5 protein-coding genes are annotated in these 3601 nt (G+C 56.1%); 1 reads left to right on the top strand and 4 read right to left on the bottom strand.

The genetic code is table 11. The features are described from left to right. Positions 1 to 53: 53 nt before the first annotated feature. From Q0687_RS03285 to Q0687_RS03270, 4 genes are all read right to left on the bottom strand, one after another. Positions 54 to 509, bottom strand: coding sequence for a hypothetical protein (locus tag Q0687_RS03285; RefSeq protein ID WP_298872212.1), 456 nt, complete (start codon positions 507 to 509; stop codon positions 54 to 56). Further along, a complete protein-coding gene (locus tag Q0687_RS03280; protein WP_298872209.1) occupies positions 502 to 888 on the bottom strand; it encodes a hypothetical protein in 387 nt (128 codons plus the stop codon). The genes Q0687_RS03285 and Q0687_RS03280 overlap by 8 nt, the downstream gene beginning before the upstream one ends. Positions 889 to 1265: 377 nt before the next feature. Next, on the bottom strand, positions 1266 to 2063 hold the full coding sequence (locus Q0687_RS03275; protein ID WP_298872207.1) for a nucleotide-binding protein: 798 nt from the start codon (positions 2061 to 2063) through the stop codon (positions 1266 to 1268). A 49-nt stretch (positions 2064 to 2112) separates the two neighbouring features. After that, on the bottom strand, positions 2113 to 2331 hold the full coding sequence (locus Q0687_RS03270; protein ID WP_298872204.1) for a hypothetical protein: 219 nt from the start codon (positions 2329 to 2331) through the stop codon (positions 2113 to 2115). Positions 2332 to 2575: 244 nt separating this feature from the next. Here Q0687_RS03270 and Q0687_RS03265 point away from each other — a divergent pair, with 244 nt between their 5' ends. Continuing rightward, a complete protein-coding gene (locus Q0687_RS03265) occupies positions 2576 to 3283 on the top strand; it encodes a recombinase family protein (RefSeq protein WP_298872202.1) in 708 nt (235 codons plus the stop codon). Positions 3284 to 3601: the final 318 nt, after the last annotated feature.

Raw genomic sequence — 3601 nt, 5'->3', positions numbered from 1 at the left:
GCGCGTCCGGGCGGCTTTGCTCTACCGAGCTACACCACCACCGGGGACACGACCTAGTACATTGTAGTGGCAGTTGGATGCCTCTCTTCAATCTCCTTAATTCGCTGAAGTTTTCCTCCCTTATCCAGGTTGAGTTTCGCGTACTCAACAAAGGCGTCCCAGCCTGCAGCCTTGTCGGGATGGTTCCCAAGAGCGCTCGCCTTGAACAAACTCGTCAACTCAGAGAGGCGTATTGTGTCCTCGTCGTAAACGGCTCGGACTGCTGCCATCTCATACGCGTCCGTGGTCCAAGTACCGTCCGGCTTTGCAAGCTCCGCCTCCTTCGTTTCGGCGAGCTGCTCAGAGACAGATTCTGTTAGCTTCGGATCAGACACCGCCGGCGACTGGGTTGTTGCGCGCGGGGACAGCGCACTCAGCATCTCAAGTATTTTGCCGAAAGCCTTTTCTGGAGCGTCTCGATTGAACGGAATGTATTCGATGTCCCCCTGCAAGCCGCCTGGATCACGCACCACCCTCTTCAATAAGCAAGATGATGTTCAAACGTCGGCCGATTGCCAAGCCGATTTCCTGGATAATCCAATCTGAGGTTTTCCAAGCGAGATCCACCTTCCCAATTTTCCACGATTGTGGCTGCAGAAGAAGTGACTTCAATTTGGAAGGCGACGTCGCTTGTTCCTTGCGAGTACAGATTCCAATAAACGTGTTCTTATCTTCGATGAGCCGCAGAACTTTTTCAGTCAGGATGCGAGGCTCAGCATTCTCGGCGTGCTCCCAACTAAACTGCGGATGCGAACGGGTTATAGAATCGAAGTAGTCGGTAAATTTGCGGACAACTTGCGCATCACCGTCGGTGAAGCTGTGACCGACAAACGCCTTGATTTCTCTCATGCTGAAATTCGGCTAACGGAGTAGCGGTCCCCTGATAAACAATCGAAAATCCGATTGCACTACCCCTCAATTACACCGATTCCGAGTAGATTAGGCACTTGGACAATGGTTTCGCTCTAGCGCTTTCCCTGTTTCCCACAGGCCCCGTATGCGAAAGCGAAGAACGGCTGACCTATCGCGTCTTTGCCTGCGAAGTCTTCCATCGCTGGTACAGTTGGGTGGGAACCGCGAAGCACTGCCCTCAGCCTTGAAAAACCTAACGAATTTCCGCTCACTGCTTCGCTCTTTGTATCCGCTTTTTGTATTGAAGCAACAGGCAGCACGGTCGTGCGCCGCGTGACGTAGGCTGCGTGCTGGCCGACATCTGGCTCTGAGCCTCACTCAGCATCAAACTCGCGTCGGATCGTTGCAAGTATTTCGCCGAAAGTCTCTCTGATGTTCCCTTTGGCGAATGGAATGTACTGGACGCCAGAGAGATTGGAGAACTCCGAGCAACCATCCTCCAACAGCACAATTGCTCGGCGGAAGCCTAAGCGTCCCTGAAACAATCCCACTTCGTGAATCACGTTTTCCCGTGCGTGGAGTTCGCCCTTCTGATCTTCATTTTCGCCGGTCATAACCAAGATTGCGAAACTCGCCTCGTCCTCCATTGCTTCGAGAACGTCAGCAATGTGAAGTCCGACGCGTGGGCCCGTCTCATACGCGGTGACTTGGTAACCGTGCTTGTCTTGCAAGTGATCCTTGACGTCCCGCCAAGCCGGGTTTCGACCATGACCCACAAAGATGACGAGCCTGTCTTTGATGGACTGCTCCGTCTCCTTTGGCAGTGCACACGCATCTGCCGAATCCTCGAAGACCTCAAAGACGCGCTCAATCTCGCTCCTCAACGTCTTTTGGACTCTCACTCGCGTGGCATGCCCCGAAAATGACACGGTGAGATTCGCCCATCCGCCCAACTCCTGGAAATTCATATGCGCGCTCTGGATGTCGCTCGCGCGGTAGGCGGCAAGAAACTCGTTGAGTTCGTCGAAAGACCACTCGACCTCATTGGCCAATTCGACATCCATCGAGACAGGTTTCATTTTGTCCGCTGGGCCTATCCGGCTTAGTGCCTCCCGCAACACCTCTGGAGTGAACTTGGTCCGCTTGTATCGCTTCTTCTTCGTCAACGCCATTTCGTGATCCTACTCAATCTCATCGCCCTCATATCTTCGAAAATGATCGTCATTCAGGAAGACCGCTGGCAACCTCCGTTGCATCCAGAGGCGAATTGATGGCTGCAACGAACGCCTCCATTCGCTGTAAGGACGGAATGGCAAACGAGGCCGGAAGCATCACGACAGGCAGCGGGTCGAAGTTCTCAGGGTCGTCTTCCATCAGTCCACGGCCGCTCATCTTGAACCGCTCCCTGACCTTACGGGACGGCTTCGATTGCACATTCATGCCTTCTCCAGCGACTCGCCTCGGTTGCACTCATTGTACCATGCTCGGGTTCCTCGGCCTCCTTTTGTTCAACACCTTCCGGCTATCCCGCTTATCCTCAAGGCCAAATCTGCTTCGGCTGACGGGTGTGAAAGCCATGCAAAACGGAATCGCAGGGATTCCCAAACAGATGCGGCAATGCCTGAACGGCTCTGTTACAAATTGATCTAACGTTCGTTACATCGATTTGTGTGGAATGGCTGCAATGGCTGAGGGCAAGTTCGTATCGTACCTGCGGGTGTCGCGGGACAAGCAGGGGAAGAGTGGCCTTGGCCTTGAGGCGCAGCGCGCCGCCGTCGAGAGCTACCTGAATGGTGGTCGGTGGAAGGTCCTCGCCGAGTACGTGGAGGTGGAGAGCGGCAAGCGTAACGACCGCCCCAAGCTCGCAGCGGCCTTAGCGCATGCCAAGGTGTCTGGCGCCAAACTCGTTTTCGCGAAGTTAGACCGGCTCACTCGTGACGTGGACCTCCTCAGAGCCTTGGCGTCGAGCACGGTTGACCTAGTGTTCTGCGACCTCCCGAGCGTGCCCCCAGGCGCCATGGGCCGCTTCCTTCTCACGCAGATGGCAGCGGTGGCTGAGCTAGAAGTAGGGCTGATAGGTGAGCGCACCAAAGCCGCCCTTGCGGCTGCTAAGGCTCGCGGAGTGAAGCTTGGCAACCCCAACGGAGCCCGCGCTCTCCGGGGGAAGCAGGTGGGAAATGACCGCGCCGTGGCGAAGCTCAAGGAGAACGCTGTTCAGCGCGCCGCTGACCTCAAGGGCATCGTGGAAGACATACGCGCTGCTTGGATCGCCACCACACGAGCCATTGCTGACGAGCTTCATGCGAGGGGCATCAAGGCTCCTCGGGGTGAGGTGTGGCACCCCACTGCCGTGTCCCGGCTTCTCAACCGCATTGACAGCACCACCAAATGAACCGGAGAACACAAGATGCTGATGATCATCGGTGCCGCGCGGCAGAGCATTCGCTTCCCGCCGTGTCTCGATTTCCAACGGGTCCCTTTTTCAGCACCGGACCCTATTTTAGGGCGATCCCAGCGCCCGACTTCAAAGCTTCTTGGGTTAAAGCCTGCGCCGCCGCCGAGCTAACTGCAGCAGCGTGCGCGCTCAACATCTCCGCTACGTCTGCTTAGCCTTCCCGTAGCCGACATCAACGCCAAGCGGGCCAAGGCTCCTTGTGACCCTGGCTGTGTGAAAACGCATTAGCGCTGGTATGATTCCGTCGTGATTCTG

This window comes from uncultured Bradyrhizobium sp., assembly GCF_936928535.1.
Classification (GTDB): domain Bacteria; phylum Pseudomonadota; class Alphaproteobacteria; order Rhizobiales; family Xanthobacteraceae; genus Bradyrhizobium.
Note: the sequence above shows the minus strand (reverse complement) of the source record. Positions and strands in the feature narration are given on the sequence as shown.